The following is a 21,592-nucleotide window of genomic DNA, read 5'->3' as shown; positions in this document are numbered from 1 at the left end:
GAAATTTCTCAACGTAGCGACAAACCTACGGAGCGCAATCAAGTAGGGCGAAATGCCCTCACCTGCGTTACTGCTCGCTATGAGACTCTAGGCCGGGCCAAACATGATGGCTGTCCCGTTTCGGTCAGCATGCGCACCGGCGTGTTCGAATGGCGACCGCATCGATTGGTCACGTTCGTTTTACCAATTGGTTCCGGTCTTTTGCGCGTTTGATCGCACATACATCTCGTGCATTCACAAACAGCACCTATCTAAGGTGCTCACACACGATGAAGGAGACAGAATGATCAACGAATATGGCCCATACGTACAGATGGGAACGCTTGCAGAGCAGATGGCCACCCGATACCGGATGGACGCAAATCTCGCACTGGAACCGCACCTGTTACACTACATGGAAGAGGTCGAGGTAAATATCGCCGCCGATAGCTTCGACCACGTTGGGTTCATGGACAAGATCCGCAGCCGGCTGGAAATGACGCTGGCGAAGACCGTCGACCCCCGATGCCGCGAATTTCTGCATGCGGTTGTGGTCGCACTTCAGGAGCGTATTGATCGTCATTCACTCGACGTTGCGTGATAGCCATTCCTCCTTCCGCGTTCGCGCTAGGCCTCTGCCAAGGAACTTCTATGACGCGGGCACGGAATTGCCTGCGGCGGTGGCGTTTCGCCGCGCGACGCATTCGCCGTCAAAAATTCACTCAATGAAAACACGAACGCTCGACGCGCGACCATCGGCGTCGATCACCGTCAGCGTCGAAAACCCCTGCCCTTCCGGTCGCCATTCACTGTTGCGGCGGAGAGAAGCATCCGGCAGAGGCTTGCCGTTTGCAAGCCAGCGGAACGGCGCGCGCCCGCCTTGCAGCTTCAGCACCAGCGGCGAAATGCCCGACTGGCTGGAGAGTTCAACCCTTGCGCCTTCAGGCGGATAAACGATGCGCGGGGCGCTTTCCCGCCGCGAGGCCGAGAGCAGGCCGCTTGCGGTCATGGTGAAGCGCCGCTGGTTGGCGGGAAGGTCGCTCACGGCGACCCGCGCGACACCAGAAGGTGCTGGGGGCATCGGCGTGATCGCCACGCCCGATCTTGCAAAAGCCTCGAACAGGATAGGGGCCGCCGTCGCATAACCGGCAATGCCAGGCACCGCGCCGTTATCGGCGCGGCCGACCCAGACGCCGATAACATGCCGTCCGTCATAACCCACAGACCAGGCGTCGCGGTAACCGTAGCTGGTGCCGGTCTTGTAAGCGATGCCGCGCTGCTTCATGCCGAGCGGCGGCAGCACGCCGGAGAGGATGTCGGAGACATTCCAGATCGCAGCGTCGGAAAACAGCCTGTCGCCGCCGAGCCGTTCCGGGGCGGAGCGGACGCCGTCCCCCAGCCGCACGGGATCACCGCCGCCGGCAAGTCCCGCATAAAGCTGTACCAGATCAACCAACGAAATGCCCGCGCCGCCGAGTGCGATGGCAAGCCCCGGCGCCTCGTTGCTGGGAAGGACCAGCTTCACGCCCGCCCGCCGGAAACGCACCATCAGCGCGGACGGGCTGACCGCTTCCAGAAGCTTGACGGCGGGCACGTTGAGCGACAGTTGCAGCGCCTGCCGGATGCTGACATCACCCTGATAATGCATGTCGAAATTGCGCGGGCGGTAACCGGAAAAATCGGCCGGGCGATCCTCGATGATGGTTTCCTGTCCGACAAGACCGTTTTCGAAGGCGAGGCCGTAGATGAACGGCTTGAGAGTGGAGCCCGGCGAGCGAACGGCCCGGCTCATCTCCACAAAACCACGCCTTGCGGTATCGAGATAATCCGCCGAGCCGACTTCGGCCAGAATATCGCCGGTCTGCGCATCTGCCATGACGATGGCGACGGAGACCTTGTCCGTCAGCTTGTCCACGGCATGGCGGGCAACGGCCTCCAGCTCCCGCTGGATCGGCAATCTCAGCGTGGACTGCACTTCTGTGGCATTCGGAAACTTCACGCGTGCGGCTGCGGCCATATGCGGCGCATAGGCCGGCAGATCACGGCGGCTGGCGGGAACGGTTGCAAGGGTCGCCCGCTCCGCTTCGCCTTCACCCACGACACGTTCGACAGCAAGGCGTTGCAACACCCGCTCCCGCGCCTGCCTTGCCGCATCCGGAAAACGGTCCGGGCGGCGTTTTTCCGGCAATTGCGGTAACGCCACCAGAAGGGCTGCCTCGGCCGTATCGAGCCGTGCCGGCTCCTTGCCGAACCAGGCAAGGCTTGCGGCGCGAATACCTTCCAGATTGCCACCATAGGGGGCGATGTTCAGATAAAGATCGAGGATTTCCGCCTTGCCGAGCCGCCTTTCGATCTGGAGCGCGCGCGCGGCCTGCAAGAATTTAGCCGAAAACGACCGGTCTGTGCGCGGTTCGATCAGCCGCGCCACCTGCATGGAAAGCGTCGAGGCGCCGGAAACGATCCTGCCATTGCTCGCCAATTGCCAAGCGGAGCGTAACAGCGCCCAGGGGTCGATGCCGTGATGATCGTAGAAACGTTGGTCCTCATAGGCGACCAGCATACGCAGGAACTGTGGGTCGACCTCGGCGGCCGTGGTTTTCAGCCGCCAGCGGCCATCCGGTGTCGCAAAGGCGCGCAGCAACCGGCCATCGTGGTCCAGCACCTCGAAGGACCGCTGCTGTGCAGCCTCCAGCGGCGGCGGATAGGCCTTGTCCAGCGCATCGAGACCGAAGGCCGCACCGCCAAGAAGCAGTGCGGCCGACACGATGCCGACGATGATCGCCCGTTTCCGCCTCATGGGGTTGCCGAACGCACCTCCATGCGACCCGTTGCCGTGCGGGCGGAAAATTGCGGCCGGTACATATCCTCGACCGAGGCTGCCGGATGGTCATAGGTGCCGGGGGTGACGGCGCGCACCACATAGGCGAGCGTGATTTCCGAACTGTCGCCAGCCGTGCGGTCGAAGGCCGCCACGAAGCGGTCATATCGGAATTCGGTATGCGCGGCGTCTGTTTCCGGCAACCAGTCGAAATTCGAAAGGGCTGCCGAATTGACGAGGCTCGGATTGTCGATCTCGAAACCGGAAGGCAGGAGGTCGGTCACCAGAATACGCGATTGCCAGTCGTTTTGCGGCGTGACGTTCAGCACCACCACATAACGCTCGTTCTGCACCACCTCGCTCGGGTTCACCTCCTCACCATCCATCGAATAATAGGTGCGGGTGATGGTGAAGCCCTCGCCGCCAGCGGCAAGCGGTTGCGCCGGCGGCGCGACCGTGGTGACGACAGCCGTGACGGGATCGGCCGAGGCATTGGCGATCTTCAAGGGAGCCGCCAGCAATTCATCGCCGCTCATCCGCTTGCCGAAGCCACCGGTCTGCAAATCGCCGTTCACATCAAGGCGGATATCCTTGTCCTCGCCTTTGACGGCGCGGGCGGCAAGCAGCATCCATGCCTGTTCCTGGGTGCTGGTATAGGGTTTCTTTTCCCATTCCTTCGCCACCGCACCGGCAAGCTGCGGTACAATGGCCGGAACCGGGCGGCTTTCCGCAGCCAGTGCCAGCGTCGCCGCACCATCACGCAGGGCGGAACCATAATCCGCCCTTGCGAAGCTGACCTTGGTGGTACGGCTCGCCATATCCAGCGAAGCGCCAAACACGGTCTTCGCGCGGGCCTGGTCGCCGTAAAGCGAAAGGGCTGCGGCAACTTGAGCCTTGGCAAGCGGTGTCGGGAAATCGGCAAGCGCCGTATCCGCGTAATATCTGAGATCGTTGATTGCCGCCTTGCGGTTGCGTGCCAGCACGTAGAGCGAATAGGCGATCTCGTTGCCGCGATCCTTGACGTTGCTGTCGGAGGAAAGGCCGTTCTGCAGGTTGTTCAGCGCCTGCACCATGGCCTGTTCGGGGACATCGTAACTCTGTTCGCGCGCCCGGGTCAGGAAGTCGCTGATATAGGCATCCAGCCACAGATCGCCGTAACCGGGTGACCAGAGGCCGAAACTGCCGGAACTCGACTGGAAGGACAGCACCCGGTAGATCGCCTCCTGTACGCGCTTGCGCATATCGGGGTCGTCGGCCATGCCGCTATCCTTGGTCATTTCCGAGAGATAAAGCAGCGGCAAGGCGCGGCTCGTCGTCTGCTCGGCACAGCCGTACGGATATTTGTCGAGCATCATCACCAGCGCCGGAATATCGAAGGCGGGCGAACGCGTGACGTTGACGGCAACGGATGAGCCGAGAAGCATGCTGTCGGCCAGAAGGTCACCATTGATCGTCAGGCTGCTATTCGGCGCGATCTTGATCTCACGCCGGGTCGTGACCGGCAGAACGGCCGGGCGCACCGGAACGTTCAAGACCTGCTCCAGCGAAACACCGGCGGCATTGGAGACCTTGATGGTGATTGCACCATTGCCGGGCTGTTCGCCCGTCAGCGGAACGGTCAGCGAAGATTTTCCACCTTTTTGCAGCGCCAATGTCTGGGACATCTCGCCCTGATCGACCGTCAGCGCCGTGTTGCTGGTGACATCCAGCCGGTAGTCACCGGCATCGCCATCGGTATTGGCGATATCGAGCCGCAATTGCGAGACGTCGCCGGGTGCGAGGAACTTCGGCGCGCTGGCCGTGACCACGACAGGATCGCGAATGACCGCGTCGGAGACCGCATGTCCCACGCCCGTCTTCGTCCAGGCAACCGCCATGATGCGGGCGGTGCCGTTGAACTGCGGAATATCGAAGCTCACCGTCGCCTCGCCATTCGCATCGAGTTCGACCGGACCGGAGAAGAAGGCCACGAGCTTTTCGGTGGGCGGGCTGCCCTGAAGTGCTGCCCCACCGCCATCGCCACCGGTGCGCAGGCGGCCGGTGGCACCAAGCGAACCATCGATCAGACGGCCATAGAGATCGCGGATTTCCAGACCAAGCCGGCGCTGGCCGAAATACCATTCATCCGGCTTCGGCGGTTCGTAACGGGTGAGGTTCAAAATGCCGACATCGACCGCGGCAACGATGGCATAGGCCTTTTCGCCGACGCCCGCGCCGGCAACGCTGATCGGGATTTCAAGCGGTTGGCGTGGCAGCGTCTTTTGCGGCGCGCCGAGCGTAACGGCCAGCTTGCGCTCAGCCGGATCGACGGCAAGCCACTTGATGCCGATGGCGCGCATCGGCATGCGGCTTTCCTGCGCATCACCGGGGCGGAACAGCGTGGCCGTAACGTAAGCGCCCGCGCCCCATTCCTCGGTGACCGGAATGTCGATCTCGCCGCCATCCTCGCCAATCTTGGCATTCTGTACCGAAATCAGCTTTTCCGAACCGGAGGTCACCATCAGCTGACCGGCAAACCGCGACGACACCTTGAGTTTCGCCGTATCGCCGATCTTGTAGTTTGGTTTGTCGAGCGCGATTTCCAGCGCATCCGGCGTTTCGGTCGAGCTTGCCTCAACATAGAAACCGGCGTCGAACTCGACACTGGAAACCGGCGCACCGTTGCCGGCACCTTCCACCTCCAGCCGGTAACGACCCCAGGTGACGGGCACGGAAATCTCGGCGCCATTGGCGTCGACGGACAGCGTGCCTGTTTCGGTCTGCTTGGTATATTCGACCGGTTCGTAACGCCAGGAATTACCCTGACGATACCATTGATAGTTTCTCTCGACCTTGATGAGCTTCCAGTTGAGGCCGCTCATCGCCTGTTTCGCGCCATCGGCTGAAACGCCGATGATGTGGAAACGCCCGATCGAGTTCTGGGCGAGATCGCCCGAAAATTGCGGTTTGATGCCGATCACCGGCGCTTCCGACTTGATCGGCAGCGTCAGCGACCGTTCCACGGCGCGGCCACCCGCCTCGCGCATACGCACGGTGATGTTGGCGGAAAGAAGCTGCGTGGTCGAAGGCAGATCGGTCAGATCGACATTGAAGCTTGCCTTGCCCTCTTCGTCCAGCGCCGGCAGATCGGCAAGCGCGGTGCGGTCTTCCTCGCCGCTTTCCTCATCGGCCAGACCGAAGAAATAACCCTCGAAATCGGCGCTCGTGCGCGTCGGCTTGATGCCGACCTCGCCTTCCAGCGTCAGGCCGGCGGCGGGAGCGCCGTAGAGATAACGACCATCAACGTCGATTGCCGTTTCGGCACCCGGTTCGATCTGTTTCACTTTGCTGGAAAGATCGAACTCCGTGCGATCAGGCACGAAATCATCGACCAGAAAGCTTTTTTCGCTGATCGCAGGCGTTTTCGGATCGGTGTGGATGTTCAGCGTCCATGTGCCACGCATGGCGTTTGCCTGCAACGGCAGATCGACCGCATGCCCGCCAAGCGCCTTGCCATCGCTGACGAAACGCCGGTCCTCGACGCCATCAGGACGCGAGAAGATGAAGGTCAGCGGCAGATCTTCGATCGCCTTGCCATCCACATCCCGCGCAAGCGCTGCCGCGTGCACGGTCTCACCGGCGCGGTAGATGCCACGCTCGGTCCAGCTGAACACGTCGATGGCGCCGGGGGCCGCGCGTCCTGTCACGCCACGGTCGGAGAGATCGAAACCGGCGCGCGTCATATCGAGGAACACATAATCCTTGTCGCCGTTACGCGCCGTGAGGATCGCCGGTGCCTGCGCCGCCGTGCCGCGCATCAGACCTGCCGAAAACACCGCGCGACCGTCCGCATCCGTCTTTGCCGTGCCAAGCACTTCGTTGTTCTTGGCAAGCAGCTGCAGATCCACGCCGCCAAGCGGTGCGGCGCTGCCGAGCGAGCGGACGAAGACGTTCAGGCCATCGGTTCCGGCATAGGTGGTGATGCCGGTATCGGACACCAGGAACCATTGCGTGGCGCGCGAATCCCAGGTCTCCGGTGCCGTGCCGGGCGGTACGGCGGTCAGCACATAGATGCCGGGCTTGCGCTCCGGCAGAGCTTCGTCCACCGGAAAGCTTGTCACCACATCCTTGTTGAGATCAGGCTGGATATCGATCGAACCCTGCCAGACAAGCTCTCCGCTCTCGTTTTCAATACGGTCGGCACTGTAACCGTCCATCTGTGTCAGAAATTGCGAGTTCGCCAAAAGCGATGTGATGTTGCGGTCGCCGATACGGTAAAGCTTCAGGTCTGCCTTGTCGGCATTGACCGAAACGATCGGGATGCCACGCCGTGCGGTGCCGGGCAGCACGAAATTCTCACCCGTGAAGCGCACGCTGGCGGCACGGTCGCGCACGTAAATATCGAGATTGACCTGCTTTTCCAGAGGCTCTTCCACCGAGGACGGCAGGCCGGCGCGGAACGCGATCTTGTAACGTTGGCCGTGCACCAGCCCTTCGACGCAAATCTCGCTGCCTTTCGCCTCGATGGCCTTGGGCGCTGCGCCATCCAGAGTGACAAAGGAGGAATAATCGACGCCGTTCTTCACCAGCGGTTCGGAAAACTGCACGCAAGCGCGCGGGCTGACGCTATCCGTATCCACCGTATTGTTGATGACGCGAAAACCCTGGCGCGTGCGCAGATCGGCATAGGCCGCCTTTGTCTGCGCATTATCGGAAAGCGCGAGGCTTTCCTTATAGGCGCTGAGTGCGGCACGATAATTCTGGGTCTTTTCGAAAGCCTGCGCCAGCCGGTTCAGCGCCTCGGTGCGCGCACTCACCGTGCGGCTCAACTGATAGGCATTGATGGCAGCGGAAGCGGCCTGACCCGCAATCGAGTAATTGTCGGTAACCTGAGCGGCCTTCTGCGAAAACTCCGCCCACAGCGCACCATCGTCAGGCGTGATCGCAAGGGCGGCCTTGTAGGTCGCAACCGCATCGGCGGCCGCCTGCTGCCTTGCCGTCTGCACCAGGCTTTCCAGCCCCTGCCCCTCCTGCTCCGCGGTTGCGGCAAGGCCGGATTTCAGCCGGCGCGCTTCCTGCTGCAAGCTGTCGGTCACGAAGGAAAGACGCTGCGGCGCGCCGATATCGGCTTCCGCGACGACTTCCACGATCTTGCCGGCAACGGCGCCCGGAAAGGCGTTAAGCTGATTGAAATCCGACTTGAGGAAGCACCATTGCACCTTGGGATTGTAGGTGAAGGCCTTGCAGGCGTTGTCGCCCACGCAAATCTCGCCGCATTGCTCCAGCGAGACATTCTGCTCGGTTCTGAGATCGAAACCGAAATAATCGCCGTTTTTGGTGGTTACCACCTTGCGGGAGGGTTCCGCCGCCGTGGCTGGAAGAAACGTAATGGCAGTTGATACCGCAACCAACGAAATCCGGACGAGCGCGCGCAACGACATCAATTTTCTCCCCGCAACAGACATGTCGGGCGGGACTCTGGTCAAATCCACGCACGGTTGTCAACGCATCTTCTACAATTGGCGACGCGACAATGTGGAGAGGCCGGCAGGTCAGGGGAAAGGCTAGTCTTCTATTTTTCGCGCTTCGGAAATCAGCATGATCGGCACTCCGTCGCGGATCGGGTAAGCGAGCCTGGCGCTTTCGGAAACCAGCTCGTTGCGGGTGCGATCATAAGAGAGACGCCCCTTCGTAAGGGGGCAGACCAGCAGCTCGAGGAGCTTCGGATCGGCATTGCTCATCCTGTCATCCATGGCGGCGATCCTATTGCAACACTGTACCAGACTCACCCGACCCCTGGGCAAGAACGATTTCGGTGATGGCGATCAGTGTTTCGGCCCGTGTCCTCAGGTCGGGTGCCTCCAGCAGCGCCTGTTTTTCGGCAGGGCCGAACGGAGACATCATGGAAAGCGAGTTCACGAGAACACGATTGCCCGCCCTTTCCACGCTTTCCCAATCCGCCTCCAGCTGGTTGGCATCCAGAAACGCGCGGAATACCCTGAGCAAATTCTCCCGATCCACCGCATCCTCGTCATATTCGCCGGAAAGATCGGCGATAAAGGGCGCATGCCGGAAACTGCGATAGGGCTTGCCCACATCCACCTCTTCCAGCAGGCGGAAGCGACAGACGCCAGTAAGCGAGATGACGTAACGCCCGTCCCCAGTTTCAGAAAATGAGGTGATGCGGCCAAGACAACCAACCGCGCTGAGGGGGCCGCTTTCAAGCCCCGCCTCGATGACGTGAAGGGCTGGTTGCACCATGCCGATGACCCGGTGACCGGCCAGCGCCATATCGATCATGGCAAGATATCGCGGCTCGAAGACATTGAGCGGAAGATGGCCTTCCGGCAAAAGCAGGGCGCCCGGCAATGGAAATACCGGCACGGTTTCCGGCAGATCGTTGCTCTTCACATATCTCGCATTTCCGACATGCATGGGATCAAGCCCCCTGTTCACTGCTGCCCGGCCGGCGGATCAACCGCCGCGGCCGGGATATGCCCGCATTACGAAAACAGTATCGCCGAAAGCTTCCTGCGGCCGGCGACCGATGCCGGGTCCTTGAAACCCCAGGCCTCGAAAAACTCCAGAAGCTGGCGGCGCGCGCCGTCGTCATCGAAAGTCCTGTCCTTGCGCATAACGTAGAGCAGATGGTCTGCCGCCTCGTCACGCCGCCCTTGGGCGTTCAGGACCTTGGCAAGCTTCACCCGCGCCTCGTAATTATCGGGATCGAGCGCGAGATCGCGTTCCAGCGCCACCGGATCACCGATCTTTCGGGCTTCTTCATATTGCGCGATCTTTTTCGAAACGAGCTGAATGCCCGCATCCTCGGCCACTTCCGGCGGCAGGGAGGAGAGGAGTTCACTTGCCCGTTCATATTGTCCGACGGCGATCATGCATTCGGCGATACCGGCGATGGCAGCAGGATTTTCCGGATCGGCCTGCATGACGGCGCCGAACAATTGTGCCGCACCGTTATGATCACCATCGGACAGAAGCTGTTTCGCTTCAGCCAGAACGGCCTCAATCTCGGCCTTCGGATCACCCGCATCGGGTCCAGCAATCTTCTCGATGAACTGCTTGATCTGGCTTTCCGGCACCGCGCCCATGAAACCGTCCACCGGCCTGCCATCCGCAAAAGCGACGATGGCGGGAATGGACTGGATGCCGAGCTGGCCCGGAATGGACGGATGATCGTCAATGTTCAGCTTTACCAGCCTCACGCGGCCATTCGACTCGTTGATGACCTTTTCAAGTACCGGCGTGAGCTGCTTGCACGGACCGCACCAGGGCGCCCAGAAATCCACCAGAACCGGCTGGCGGCGCGATTCCTCGAGAACATCCTTGGAGAAGGCCGCCGTTGTGGTGTCCTTGATGTGACCGGAGGAGGCACCGTTCAGCTCCCCGCTATATTGCGCGTTGCCGGACATCTGCCCGCCATAGGAACTGCCGTAAGGATTGTTCGTGCCGCTCATGCCGGTCTCCCGTAATCTCTGTCATATTGTATCGATTGAAGCAAAGATCGTATCTCACTCGCTCACTTTCAAGACAAGCGGCGTGTGACCGGTCGCCTCGAGAAAGCGAATAAGATCCTTGTTTCCTATCGTCGTCGTCTGGTCATTGGAAAGCGGATGACCGTTGATCAACTCGTTTTCCAGAAGGTCGCTGTCGAGCACGAAGGTAACCTGCCGATCGCTGTCGTTGATGGCGCCGAAAACCGTAACCGAACCCGGCACGACACCCAGATATTCGAGCATTTTTTCCGGTCTGCCGAAGGACACGCGGCTTGCCGCACCAATCGCCTTGTGAACGCTTTTCAGATCGACGACCGCATTTTCCTCAACGGTCAGAACGAAATATTGATCCTTCTTGTCCTTCACAAAAAGGTTCTTCGTGTGGCCGCCGGGAATGAGGTCACGCAGCGACTGGGATTCGGCAACGGTATAGACCGGCTCATGTTGTTTCGTCTTATGCTCGATACCGAGCCCATCCAGAAACTGAAACAAGTCTGTTGCCGTCTTCGGAGAATTTTCCGCCATATCCTGCCGCCTGCCTTTGCCGATTCCGATATCTTCGCCGTCATGATTAAGGCGGCAACCGGGGCTTGGCAACGCGGGAAAAAGGAACAGGACGAAAATTCTCAATCATTTCCGCCGCTTGTCGCATTTCCTAAAGAAATTTTCGCGTTTTTGTCATTTCCCTGTTGCATTCCAAAATCGATTGAGCGATATAGCGCCCGTCGCCGCACTGCGGTGGCCCACGGTTCAGCGTACTACCCCGGACCGATGGATTTGAGCGGGTGTAGCTCAGGGGTAGAGCACAACCTTGCCAAGGTTGGGGTCGAGGGTTCAAATCCCTTCGCCCGCTCCAAACTTCCCAAAGACAGCTTTTTTGTCAAATGCGCCCTGTTGCTCCTCGCAAAGCCATGCCGGGGTCAGACCGTTTAATGTACGTGATTTTCATCACGCCCCCTCCCACCGAAGAAGCCACGCCGCCGCGAAAATAACGCCGCCTGCCCTCGGAACAGCTTTCATGCGCAAGACGTTCTTCCCGTGTTGATCAACCCGGGGGAACAGCCCATGTCTGCAAAAATCAGAAGAACTACCCTGATTGCCGCATTCGCAATTCTGTCAATGCCGGCCGCCTCTTTCGCCGCCGACATGATCGTTAATGGTCGGGATCAGGCTCCACGGCACAAAACACACTATCAGCCGCGCGCGATCGAAAGCGCCTATACAGAATCGCGCAGAAATGCGCTGTGACGAGAATGTCGTGTCCTACCGGTCGCCCTATGAACGACGTACCGAACTGGTCACGCTCTGCCATCCGCCGTTAAATTGGCGAACCGAGCCATCCACCGCAACAATATGGTCGCCTTGATCTTGCCATAATTCATTCGATGTGCTTTTGTTCAGCCGCCCTTGTGGGAGGGGGTAAAGGTTGAGACCCGCTGGTGCTTTTGGCAGCAGCGGGTTTCCCTTTTTTTGGCGCCCTGTCATAGGAAGCGCCGTGCAGAAGGTTCTCTCCAGCATTCGACAGGTGGCAACCCGATACGCCCTTCCTAAGCCGCGACCGGCATCATCGCGGCGCCCCAGAGCCCGGCATTCTCGACGAAAAGATACGCGGACGGCTTGCGGAACCAAGCCCAACTCGTATGTCGTCTCCCATCAGGACAGCATGATAGCGCCCGACGCCCAGCGAGCCACGTCGTGATGTCTCATTTCATGCTGAGTCAACTGCTGAGGTTGCATAGTCGTTCGTTTTAGAGTGCCTTCGATAGCTCTCGCTTCCGGATATCAATGAAACTGATGAAGTCCCGACCGTATTCTGTGATTAACAACTGCCCATTTTCGGCCGACGAAACGAGGTTCTGTCTCAATAGAAAGTTACACCAATCATAAAAGCTGTACTTATCAGGGTCCTTTATGTGGGGCCGAACATCATTATCATACAAGGCTCTAGCCTCCTCCATAGTGAAGGTCCCTTCGAGCATTCGTCGCATGGCAAGTATCTGGCTACCGAATATTGCTCCCCACACTACCTCGTAACTTCTCTCAATTTGAGCTTCGGCCAATGTGTAGATGAGCTTGGGAATACGTTCCTCATCAGCGACATTACCGAGTTCACCCTCAATCTTGGTAATCAAAGCTTGTACTGTTGGGAGAGGGTGCGTAGCTGTTTTCTGCAATCCCGTAGTAGGTTTGCTTTGCAATTGCTGGTTTGAAGGCTGCAACACTGCACCAGTCGGACCCAACGAGACGATGTCTTTTATTCGATCCCTGATTTGTTTGCGAAAAATGAAAACGATGAACGTTGCTGCGACCGGCCACGCTATCCCCTTAATCAGATCGGCAATGACCTTCGCCCATTCCATCCAATTCGTGCTGGCAAATATTTCGTACCAATCCAACTTCATCGCGCTCCCTCACATCACGCTTTTCTTAGCAAGGATACAGCACTTAAGAGGCACTCAAGAGCACCTTTAATGGGTTTTGACATGAAATCGGAATTTTCGAAATTCCGATTTCATGTCAAAATTCCGAAACCGCGCTACAGGGTACATTCGCTGAGAATAGCCGATCGACCCGTTACCAATGGCCAGCAGCGCTTAGGGTTCGCGCAGGCTCTCGACACCGGAGCCCAGTCTTATTTTCAAGACCTTGAAATAATAGAAGAATTTGGTAGCGGGAGAGGGACTTGAACCCCCGACACGCGGATTATGATTCCGCTGCTCTAACCACCTGAGCTACCCCGCCACAGGGAAAACGTGACAGCCATGTGACCGTCCGCTCCATCAGGATGAGCGGCTTATAAGGTGCCGCTCCCCAAAGTGTCAAGCGCATGATGCGCAAAAAATTCGCTTTCCACACAGCGATAAAAGGCGAATTGTTTCAGGCGGCAACCGGCTTTTCCAGAAGCGCCTTCAGCGAGGCCTCGGCGTCGGCTGAGCGTTCAGAACGTTCGATGAAGCCACCGCCGTAAACGCGGGCATCCGCGCCCGGTGCGGAATAGAGCACGCAGGCCTGACCGGGGGCGACGCCGGCCTCGCCGGTCATCAGATCCACATAGATACCGTTCTCGTCGGCGTGGAGCATGGCTTCGGTTGGCGGACGGGTGGAGCGCACCTTGGCGAAACAGGAAAAGCCCTGCCCGGCCTCATCTCCAAGCTCGCCATCGCCAAGCCAGTTCATGTCACGCAGATAGACACGGCGGGTTTCCAGCGCCTCACGCGGGCCGACGATGACCCGGCGGCCGCGTGCATCGAGATGCACGACGTAGAGCGGCTCCCCGGTCGCAACACCGATACCACGGCGCTGGCCGATCGTATAATGCACGATACCGTCATGGCGGCCGAGCACGCGCCCGTCCAGATGGACGATATCGCCCACCAAAGCCGCATTCGGCTTCAGCTTGTTGATGATATCGGTATATTTGCCCTGCGGCACGAAACAGATGTCCTGGCTGTCGGCCTTCTTGGCGACGACAAGCCCCATATCTTCCGCCAGCGCCCGCGTTTCCGCCTTGGAGAGGCCGCCGAGCGGGAAGCGGAGGTAATCGATCTGCTCCTGCGTGGTGGCGAACAGGAACCAGCTCTGGTCACGGTCGCTGTCGATCGGACGATAGAGCGCGCGACGCCCCGGCTGGCCGGCAACGGGGTTGGGACGCGAGCGGATATAATGGCCGGTTGCCAGCGCATCCGCACCCAGCTCCTGCGCCGTCGCCAGAAGATCGGCAAACTTTACGGTCTGGTTGCAGGCCACGCAGGGGATAGGCGTTTCACCCATCGCATAGGCTTCAGCAAAGGGGTTGATGACGGTTTCGCGGAACCGCGCTTCATAATCCAGCACGTAGTGGGGAATGCCGAGCGTTTCGCAGACCCTGCGCGCATCGTCTATGTCCTGTCCGGCGCAACAGGAGCCGGCCCGGTGCACGGCCGCGCCGTGATCGTAGAGCTGGAGGGTGATGCCGAGGACATCGTAGCCCTCGCGCTTGAGGATACCGGCCACAACAGAAGAATCGACGCCACCGGACATGGCGACAACGATCCGGGTGTCTTCCGGCCTCTTGTCAAAATCGAGCGTATTCACGTTTTTTCCCATCGTCAGTCATAACGGGGGTAAAGGCCCCGCCGCCTGTCGGTCATCCGCCACGAGAACTTCAGTCGAAAAACAGACTGTCCTGCCTCGCCATCATGCGGATTTAAGGCGTGCATATAGAAAGGAATGGCCGCGCACGCAAGTACGGGGCGAAAAGCCGCCCCGCAAAGCCATCTCAGTCCGGCAATGACAGGGCGTTACGCGCCGGCCGCCTTCTGGCCACTGCTACCGATCCACCTGTCGCGTTCACGCCACAGAGCCGGCGCGGCCAGGAGCCCAATCGCCGTCAAGGCGATCAGCGTCTTGTTCAGTTGCGACAGTTCCGCCGTGCGGCCATCCAGATAATAGACGCCGTAGACGATTGCCACATGCCAGACATAGACCTGAAGCGAATGGCGGCCGAGCAACTGCAGGAACTTCAGCGAAAGCACCCAGATCACGCCTTCGGCAATGGAACGCACCAGCGGACGGTGATGTTTGGGGCCGGCGATGACCAGCCACGTCAGGCCGACACCGACAGCAAGAAAGTTGATGAGATAGACCGGACCGAAATCGGCGCGGATTTCCATCGTGGAAAACTTGCCCATCATGAATTCCGGCATCAGGCCCCATGCGGTGGCGATGCGCAGCGGCATGAAGAACAGGCAGGTAACAAGCGCCGTCTTGGGAAGCCATGTGTTTTGCGGCGAGAAGATCGCCTTCCACGGAATACGGTTCTGCGCCGTCATCGCGCCTAGCACCAGCGCCGAATAGAAGACCAGCTGCCAGCCGAACAGGTTGAAGCTGACGCGGATGCCCTGTTCGTCGACGCCCTTGGCGAGTTCGTTAAGCGGCGCGGTCACGATCTGCTGGAGACCGAGCTGGCCAGCCATCCAGACCAGCAGGGAGCCCGCCAGGACATAGGCCCATTTGCCGTCGAGGCAGAGCTTTATGAGGATCGGAGCAAACAGCATATAGACGATGTATTGCGGCAGGATATCCATGAAGGTCGGCTGGAAGAGGAATGTCGCAATCGCCGCCAGCCGTAGCGGATCGTCAAACGACGTCATGCCGAGCCAGTTGTACCAGATATAAGGCGCGTGCGGGATGACCATGCGGAAGAACAGCACGGCGATTACGAGACCCATCGCATACCGATAAAGCTCCAGCGCCCGGTTCCAGATCATCTGTTTACCGGCGTCATAGCCGTATTTCATCATCTTGCGGGCATAGACCATGCCGATCAGCAGGCCGGACAGAAAAACGAAACCCTGCGCATCCTCAACGAATGCAAACTGCCGGTGGTTAATTTCCACCAACCAGAAGCCACCGGCGAAGACCAGATGGTTGATCAGCATGAAGACGAGGAAATAACCGCGCATCCCGTCGATCAGGTCGAAGCGTTTCATCTCGATAGCTCTCCGTTCTCGCGGGCCGTGCATTGCCCGGCCACCCAGCCCGGCTTGCCGAGGGACGGGCCGGGGTTTGGATTGTCAACGCTGTTTTGCGCCTGTGGTTCCCTTTCCAAAGCGGTTTAGAAACGGCGCGAAAAGTAACATTGACGTGTATGCGTTCTGGTTAGGATGCAGGGACTGAACACCGGATGAATAAAAAATGGCAATTCCGTGGAGCGTCCAAGCTATGCGCCGGCGAGATATCTTGGCAAAGAGAGCGCAAACCCTTGCATGGCAAGGCGAAGCGCGCATCACGACTTGCGGGCGTTACAGATATCACCTGTTAGATTTATCAGACGTTTTTGACAGAGTTTGCCCTGCCTCCCGCATCGCTGAAAAGCCGCGAAGGCCAATAACGTCCAGGGCACCGAATCACGACAAAGAAAAGCCCGGAGGTTTGCAAAACCTCCGGGCTGTTTCATTCACAAAAGACTATGTGTCGCCTCAGGCGGCGGCCTGAATGGCGGCGACCTGCCAGTTGTCGTTGCCGCCACGGCGCACGAAGGTCCACATTTCCACCGCTTCAGACGGATGATGCTCGTCGCCTTCGATTACCTTGCCGGAGGTGCGGTCACGCATAATGTCGATGGCGGAGTAGCGCATGGCCACCGTCGCATAGTCCTGGCCCTCTTCGTGCCAGGCTTCTGCAACATCACCCTGCAGCAGCGTCACGTCGCGCACGTCGTTTTTCACGCCGCTCGTGGCGTTGTCGCTCAGTTCCTCGGCCAGATAGGACATGGCTTCCGGCGTCGTCAGCTTGCGCAGCGTGCCGTAATCCTCGGCCCCATAGGCAGCCTGAACATCTTGCAGCATTTTCTGGAAGGCTTCGAGATCACCCTGCGTGATGCCGATCTCGTCGCCTTCAGAAACGGCATTGGCGTGTGCCACCGGCTTTGCGGTTGCGGCAGAAGCCACGGCCGCGCCGCCCGCAGCACCGGCAAGCGCGCCGATCTTCGGAATTTTGAACGAAGATGCGGAAGGGCCTGCCTCTCCGCCACCATTACGTGCGCCACCATTAAAGGAGGAGCCGGAATTATCTGTGCGCGCCGATCCGTTTGCCGCACCATAAGCGGGCTGACCCTGACGGCGCGATGCGAAGAAACGCATGGCGAACATGACGAGCAGGCCAATCAACGCCACCTGCAGCAGCATGCCGAGGAAACCGGCCATGCCGCCAAAGCCGCCGCCCATCAGCATGCCGAACAGGCCACCCATCAACAGGCCGCCCATCAAACCACCCATCATGCCGCCAAACAGGCCACGGCTCTGCTGCGGCGCCTGCGCACCGGGACGAGCCGGCTGTGCCGCACCGGGCGCTGCCTGATTCTGCTGGTTATTCGGTGTCATGCTGCGGTTGATCGGCGCGGTCTGGCCGGGGGCAGTGCTGGTCGACGGCGGCGCGGAAAACGTCCTTGTGCCGCGGCTACCGAAACCGCCGCTCGCACGACGTGCTTCCGCCATGTCGACGGCAACGAAAGACACCGCGATACCAAGCGCGGCGACTGCGAACAAACCCTTGAAGCGCCGAAAGGCAGCAAACATCACTATCTCCTGTTGGCCACCCTCCCATGAGCGGCGTCAGCAGGCGATATAGCAACTCATGATCATCATTTTTAGTATGCCGGGCTTAAATTTTTCGTGATATGCAACCAAAGAGAGAAATACACCCATATTTCGATGAAACCGGCGGTTCAGAACCAAAAAAAACCGGCACAGGGTTTCCCCTGCACCGGTCCTTATTGTCCCCTTGGGAGGAACGATAGGTATCAGTCGATGTTGAAGGTCAGCGGCCGGACCTGGCGGATTGCCGGGTTGGCGCGCAGCTTGTCCAGCACATCTTCGGAAACCGGACCATCGACATAAAGAAGCGCGATGGCGTCGCCGCCTTCCTTTTCACGACCGAGCTGGAAGTTGGCGATGTTGACGCCAGCCTCGCCGAGCGTGGTGCCCATGAAGCCGATCATGCCGGGAACGTCGGTGTTGGTGATGTAGATCATGTGCGATCCGACATCGGCATCCATGTTGATGTTCTTGATCTGGATGAAGCGCGGCTTGCCATCCGAGAACACCGTGCCGGCAACCGAGCGGATCTGGTTTTCCGTCTTGACCGTCAGCTTGATGTAACCGTCGTAAACGCCGGTCTTGTCGCGCTTGACCTCGGACAGGATGACGCCCTTTTCCTTGATCATGACAGGTGCGGAAACCATGTTCACATCCGCAACCTGGCTGCGGATGAGGCCGGCCAGCAATGCGCTGGTCAGCGCCTTGGTGTTCATGTTGGCGGTTGCGCCATCATAAAGGATTTCGATTTCCTTGGTGGCGCTTTCCTGCACCTGACCGACGAAGGAGCCGAGAACGTCCGCCAGGCGGATGAACGGCTTCAGGCGAGGTGCTTCTTCAGCCGTGATCGACGGCATATTGATGGCGTTGGAGACGGCACCCTTGACCAGATAATCCGACATCTGCTCGGCAACCTGAAGGGCGACGTTTTCCTGTGCTTCCGTGGTCGAAGCGCCAAGATGCGGCGTGCAGACGACGTTCGGCAGGCCGAAAAGCGGGCTTTCGGTGGCGGGTTCGACTTCGAACACGTCAAAACCGGCGCCGGCGACATGACCGGACTTGATGGCGTCGGCAAGAGCCGCTTCATCCACCAGACCGCCACGGGCGCAGTTGACGATACGCACGCCCGGCTTGGTCTTGGCAAGGTTTTCAGCACCCAGAATGCCGCGTGTCTTGTCGGTCATCGGCACATGCAGGGTGATGAAATCGGCCTGCGCCAGAAGTTCGTCCAGCTCAACCTTGGTCACGCCCATTTCCTGCGCGCGCTCTGGCGACAGGAAGGGGTCGTAGGCCAGAACATGCATCTTGAGGCCAAGTGCGCGCGAGCAGACGATGGAGCCGATGTTGCCGGCACCGATGACGCCGAGCGTCTTGCCGGTGATTTCGACACCCATGAATTTCGACTTTTCCCACTTGCCCGCCTGCGTGGAGCTATCGGCAGCCGGAAGCTGGCGCGCGACGGCGAACATCAGCGCGATGGCGTGTTCGGCTGTCGTGATGGAGTTGCCGAACGGCGTGTTCATGACAATGATACCACGGCGCGATGCGGCCGGAATATCGACATTGTCGACGCCGATGCCGGCGCGGCCGATGACCTTGAGGTTGGTTGCCGCCGCAATCAGCTTTTCGGTCGCCTTGGTGGCGGAACGAATGGCGAGACCATCGTAATTGCCGATGATTTCAGCCAGCTTGTCTTTGTCCTTGCCGAGCTGCGGCTGGAAATCGACTTCGACGCCACGATCACGGAAGATCTGGACAGCGGTTTCCGACAGTTCGTCGGATACGAGTACGCGAGGTGCCATGGTTCACGGGCTCCTTGAAAAATGGTGCAGTTTTAAAAGCGGGAAATAGGCGGCCCTGCATCTTCGCAGGGCCGGTATCAAAATCAGGCGGCAGCCTTTGAGAGCGTTGCCTTCTGCGTCTGGTAAGCCCAGGCGAGCCAGGGCATGACGGCTTCCATATCGGCCGTCTCGATGGTCGCGCCGGCCCAGATACGCAGACCGGACGGTGCGTCACGGTAAGCGCCGATATCGAGGGCGACATTTTCCTTTTCGAGCAGGGCGACGATGCCCTTGGCGAAATCCGCCTGAGCGGCTGCGTCCAGCGCCTGTACGTCGGGATCGACGATCTTCAGGCAGACGGAGGTGTTGGAGCGGGTTTCCGGCTTGACGGCCAGATTGGCGATCCAGTTGTTCTTCTCGATGAAGTCGTAGATGACCTTGGCATTGGCGTCGGCACGGCCGATCAGCGCCTTCAGGCCACCAAGGTTCTTCGCCCACAGCAGAGCGTCGATATAGTCCTCAACGCAGAGCATGGACGGCGTGTTGATGGTTTCGCCGGTGAAGATGCCTTCGATGAGCTTGCCGCCGGAGACCATGCGGAAGATTTTCGGAAGCGGCCATGCCGGCGCGTAGCTCAGCAGGCGCTCGACGGCGCGGGGCGAAAGAATGATGACGCCGTGACCACCCTCGCCGCCCAGAACCTTCTGCCAGGAGAAGGTGACGACGTCGAGTTTTGCAAAGTCCATGTCCTGAGCGAAGGCCGCCGAGGTGGCGTCGCAGATCGTCAGGCCCTTGCGGTCAGCCGGAATGAAATCGGCATTGGGGACGCGAACGCCTGACGTGGTGCCGTTCCAGGTGAAAACCACGTCACGGTCGAAGTCGACTTCGGCAAGGTTCGGCAGCAGGCCGTAGTCGGCCTCGAACTTGCGAACGTCCTTCAGCTTGAGCTGCTTGACGACGTCGGTGACCCAACCAGCACCGAAGCTTTCCCAGGCGAGCATATCGACGCCACGTTCGCCGAGCAGCGACCAGAGCGCCATTTCAACGGCACCGGTGTCGGATGCAGGAACGATACCGATACGATAATCGGCAGGAACGTTCAGAATTTCACGGGTGAGATCGATGGCCTGCTTCAGCTTGGCTTTGCCAACCTTGGCGCGATGCGAGCGACCGAGCGGTGCATCAGAGAGTGCATCTAGCGACCAACCGGGACGCTTCGAGCAGGGACCAGAAGAAAAATGCGCATTGCCCGGACGCAGGTCCGGCTTCACTATATCTGTCATTTGACTACCCTTTCAGATAGGCGCCTCTCGTTAGGGAGAGGTGTCCTGCCGCTGTTGCTATTCCTCTCACCGGCCTCCGTCAAGCGGAATATGTCGCTACGCATGGAAATTTTAACCCATATGCGTCATGCGTCGTGTCGCCAAAACGAAAACCGCCCGCACCCCGAGGAGGATGCGGACGGCTTGAAGCTATCAGTCTGGCGTGACGTTTATTTATAAACGGCAGGCTGGAGCGGAATATCGGCAGGCGGCATGTATTGTGCAGTATCGCAACCGCCGAAGACATAACGGCCACCGACGCGCACTTCATGCGAATAGAGACCCTTGTCGCGGCCCGGACCGCCGCCGTTCTCGTAGGCGAACATGTCGCCCTTGTTGATCTGGCGGAAACGGTAACCGATATCGGCCTTCAGGTTACAGGTAACATCGATGGACGCGCCGGCCATCAAGGCATAAGCGAAACGCCACTTGCCCTTGCCGCCATGCTCCGTGGTCGGGTCGCAGTAGCCCGATCCGTCTGTCGCGCAGGACGTATTGCGCAACTTGTCCCACTTTACGTAAGAGGCACCAACACCGCCACCGACATAGGGGGTGATGCGACCGTAGGTGCCGAGATCCACATAGGCGTTCGCCATCAGCGTATAGGCTCTGAGCGCGCTCAGATCTGTTGATACGCATGGAGTGTTACTTCCCAGAGGCCCGCTACCGCAATAACCGCTGGTAGAACCACGGAAATCCGATTTGCCCATATAATCGAAGGTCACGTCACTGCGGAAATAATTGTTGAACTGATAACCGACACCAGCACCGATGTTATAGCTATCATCAATCTTCGCGGTTTCGAAATTCTGCAGATAACCGCCCGGTCCGCCCTGATAATAATGGGCGCCGCGCAGCTTGTTGAAGGAATAACCGACATCACCGCGCAGATACCAGCCACTCGACTGCGTGATCTGAACTTCGGGTGCCTCGACATAGGCAGGTGCAGGTTCGGCTTGGTAAAGGTCGGCGCCGACGGCGCTCGTGCCGGTCAGCAGAACGGCCAGAAATCCGGCCAGGGCGTTTTTCATGACTTCCACTCCAGAAAAAGGCACGTGCGTTGCGGCAGCTAATGCCAGTGAACTGTTCAGTCATGGAGATTGACGTAAAATGGTTAAGTCCCGAT

15 protein-coding genes and 2 tRNA genes are annotated in these 21,592 nt (G+C 59.4%); 3 read left to right on the top strand and 14 right to left on the bottom strand.

Going from position 1 to position 21,592, the window contains the following annotated elements; genetic code table 11:
• The first annotated feature begins 283 nt into the window (after positions 1-283).
• The gene (locus RBH10_RS05900; protein ID WP_281038872.1) at positions 284-580 is read left to right on the top strand and encodes a hypothetical protein; all 297 of its coding nucleotides are present in this window, start codon (positions 284-286) and stop codon (positions 578-580) included.
• Between the two features lie 117 nt (positions 581-697).
• Here the strand turns inward: RBH10_RS05900 and pbpC are convergent, their stop codons facing one another.
• The 6 genes from pbpC to RBH10_RS05870 all read right to left on the bottom strand — a co-directional run bounded on the left by pbpC (position 698) and on the right by RBH10_RS05870 (position 10,812).
• A complete protein-coding gene (gene pbpC / locus RBH10_RS05895; protein ID WP_281038871.1) occupies positions 698-2,776 on the bottom strand; it encodes a penicillin-binding protein 1C in 2,079 nt (692 codons plus the stop codon).
• A complete protein-coding gene (locus RBH10_RS05890; protein WP_281038870.1) occupies positions 2,773-8,217 on the bottom strand; it encodes an alpha-2-macroglobulin family protein in 5,445 nt (1,814 codons plus the stop codon). The genes pbpC and RBH10_RS05890 overlap by 4 nt, the downstream gene beginning before the upstream one ends.
• 123 nt (positions 8,218-8,340) lie before the next feature.
• Complete coding sequence (locus tag RBH10_RS05885) at positions 8,341-8,529, bottom strand: Trm112 family protein (protein ID WP_281038869.1); 189 nt, start codon at positions 8,527-8,529, stop codon at positions 8,341-8,343.
• Between the two features lie 10 nt (positions 8,530-8,539).
• A complete protein-coding gene (locus tag RBH10_RS05880) occupies positions 8,540-9,211 on the bottom strand; it encodes an LON peptidase substrate-binding domain-containing protein (RefSeq protein ID WP_045019100.1) in 672 nt (223 codons plus the stop codon).
• A 68-nt stretch (positions 9,212-9,279) separates the two neighbouring features.
• Positions 9,280-10,248 (bottom strand): thioredoxin, encoded by a 969-nt coding sequence (trxA, locus tag RBH10_RS05875; RefSeq protein WP_281038868.1) that lies wholly within the window; start codon positions 10,246-10,248, stop codon positions 9,280-9,282.
• A 54-nt stretch (positions 10,249-10,302) separates the two neighbouring features.
• Complete coding sequence (locus RBH10_RS05870; RefSeq protein ID WP_281038867.1) at positions 10,303-10,812, bottom strand: prolyl-tRNA synthetase associated domain-containing protein; 510 nt, start codon at positions 10,810-10,812, stop codon at positions 10,303-10,305.
• A 256-nt stretch (positions 10,813-11,068) separates the two neighbouring features.
• Between RBH10_RS05870 and RBH10_RS05865 the strand changes: the two genes are divergently transcribed.
• Positions 11,069-11,143 (top strand) — tRNA-Gly (locus RBH10_RS05865).
• Between the two features lie 209 nt (positions 11,144-11,352).
• Positions 11,353-11,535 (top strand): hypothetical protein, encoded by a 183-nt coding sequence (locus RBH10_RS05860; protein WP_306180461.1) that lies wholly within the window; start codon positions 11,353-11,355, stop codon positions 11,533-11,535.
• 500 nt (positions 11,536-12,035) lie between these two features.
• Here the strand turns inward: RBH10_RS05860 and RBH10_RS05855 are convergent, their stop codons facing one another.
• The 8 genes from RBH10_RS05855 to RBH10_RS05820 form a co-directional block, all read right to left on the bottom strand.
• Positions 12,036-12,689, bottom strand: coding sequence for a hypothetical protein (locus tag RBH10_RS05855; RefSeq protein WP_281038865.1), 654 nt, complete (start codon positions 12,687-12,689; stop codon positions 12,036-12,038).
• A 263-nt stretch (positions 12,690-12,952) separates the two neighbouring features.
• Positions 12,953-13,029, bottom strand: a tRNA-Met gene (locus tag RBH10_RS05850).
• A gap of 135 nt (positions 13,030-13,164) precedes the next feature.
• Positions 13,165-14,361, bottom strand: coding sequence for a tRNA 2-thiouridine(34) synthase MnmA (mnmA, locus tag RBH10_RS05845; protein ID WP_281038864.1), 1,197 nt, complete (start codon positions 14,359-14,361; stop codon positions 13,165-13,167).
• 206 nt (positions 14,362-14,567) lie between these two features.
• The gene (locus RBH10_RS05840; protein ID WP_281038863.1) at positions 14,568-15,758 is read right to left on the bottom strand and encodes an OpgC family protein; all 1,191 of its coding nucleotides are present in this window, start codon (positions 15,756-15,758) and stop codon (positions 14,568-14,570) included.
• A 489-nt stretch (positions 15,759-16,247) separates the two neighbouring features.
• Positions 16,248-17,345, bottom strand: a complete 1,098-nt coding sequence (locus tag RBH10_RS05835; protein WP_281038862.1) for a Tim44 domain-containing protein — start codon at positions 17,343-17,345, stop codon at positions 16,248-16,250.
• Between the two features lie 224 nt (positions 17,346-17,569).
• Entirely contained in the window at positions 17,570-19,165 is a 1,596-nt protein-coding gene (serA, locus tag RBH10_RS05830; RefSeq protein ID WP_045019110.1) for a phosphoglycerate dehydrogenase, read from the bottom strand.
• An 83-nt stretch (positions 19,166-19,248) separates the two neighbouring features.
• Entirely contained in the window at positions 19,249-20,427 is a 1,179-nt protein-coding gene (locus RBH10_RS05825; RefSeq protein WP_281038861.1) for a phosphoserine transaminase, read from the bottom strand.
• 209 nt (positions 20,428-20,636) lie between these two features.
• Positions 20,637-21,497, bottom strand: a complete 861-nt coding sequence (locus tag RBH10_RS05820; protein ID WP_281038860.1) for an outer membrane protein — start codon at positions 21,495-21,497, stop codon at positions 20,637-20,639.
• Positions 21,498-21,592: the final 95 nt, after the last annotated feature.

Source organism: Rhizobium sp. AN73 (assembly GCF_030757975.1).
Taxonomy (GTDB): domain Bacteria; phylum Pseudomonadota; class Alphaproteobacteria; order Rhizobiales; family Rhizobiaceae; genus Agrobacterium; species Agrobacterium arsenijevicii.
This window is presented reverse-complemented; position numbering and strand designations above follow the sequence as displayed.